The sequence below is a fragment of the Paracoccus sp. Z118 genome (assembly GCF_019061185.1).
Lineage (GTDB): Bacteria > Pseudomonadota > Alphaproteobacteria > Rhodobacterales > Rhodobacteraceae > Paracoccus.
In genome coordinates this window covers 1-1283 of the sequence record NZ_JAHQZU010000089.1, presented here as the reverse complement: position 1 = coordinate 1283, position 1283 = coordinate 1, and the positions used below count along the sequence as shown (strand labels likewise).

Here is a 1283-nt window from a genome sequence, read left to right as displayed (position 1 = left end):
CAGCCGCGTCCTTGCCGCGCACGGTCTTCTCGACCTGATAGAGCAGCGCGATCTGGCGCAGCATCTCCTCGGCGATGGGCGAGCGGTCGCTCTCGAAGCGTTTCACGAAGCGGCGGCGGACATGGGTCCAGCAGTAGACCAGCCGCCAGGGACCATTGTCGCGCGCGATCCCGGCCATCGCGTTGTAGGCCTGGTAGGCATCGCATTGCAGGAACCGGCCCCGATACCCGGCGAGGAAGCTTAGCGGATGCTCTTTGCCCCGACCGGGGGCGTAATGAAACAGCACGATGGGCGGACCGACACCGCCATGGCCGCGATCATCGGACACCACGGCCCAGAAATAGCCGCTCTTCGTGGTTTTGCGCCCCGGATCCAGCACCGGCGCGCGGGTCTCGTCGACGAAGATGCGATCGGCCCGGCGCAGATGGGCCTGCATGTGCCGGATGATCGGCAGCAGGTGGAAGCAGGCGCGGCCGACCCAGTTGCCGAGCGTCCCGCGGTCGAGATCAATACCCTGCCGCTTGAGGATCCCGGCCTGGCGATAGAACGGCAGATGGTCGCCGAACTTCGAGACCATGATCCAGGCGATGAGCTGCTCCGTGGGCAACCCGCCGGGCACGACATGCTCGGGAGCATGGGCTTGCGCCATGCCCTGCGAGCAGCGCCGGCAGGCGTATTTCGGGCGCCGCGTCACCAGCACCCGGAACCGGGCCGGGATGACGTCCAGTCGCTCGGACACGTCCTCGCCGATCCGGGCCATCTCGCCGCAGCCGCAAGGGCACAGGATGCTGGCAGGTTCGACCACCCGCTCGACCCGCTGCAGATGCGGCGGCAGATGCCCCCGGTTGCGCCGGGGCTTGCGGGGCGCATCCGTGCCCTTGGCGGCCCTCAGGGCGGCCTCGGCCTTTTCCTGTGCTGCCTCGAGCACGCCCTGGGCCAGTTCGGCATCCTCGAGTGGCAGGTTGAACTGGTCGGGCGACAGCTTCTCGGAGCTTCTGCCGAACTTCTCGCGTTGCGCCGTGCGCACGATGTCTTCCAGTCGGCGATTGGCCTTCTGCACCTCCGCCAGCACCGCCTCGACCTCGGCAAGGCGAGCCTTCAGCAGGGCGTTTTCGCGGGCGAGAGCGGCAGCATCCATGGGGTGAAGTGAATCATGGAGCGCGGTATATGACCAGTAAAAACAGGGCTTTCCCGCACCATCACGCTCATCCCGCCACCTGCGGGCGTCGCGTCCGCTCCGGCCGGACCAGTCGCCAGTCCAGCCCCTCGAACAAGGCGGCGAG

Annotated in this window: 1 protein-coding gene; it reads right to left on the bottom strand. The window is 67.6% G+C overall.

Annotated features, from left to right (window positions below; translation table 11 throughout):
* Nucleotides 1–1138 (bottom strand): IS66 family transposase (locus KTN05_RS17565; RefSeq protein ID WP_217330659.1); only part of this gene is annotated, 1138 nt, incomplete at its 3' end.
* Between the last annotated feature and the right edge of the window lie 145 nt (nucleotides 1139–1283).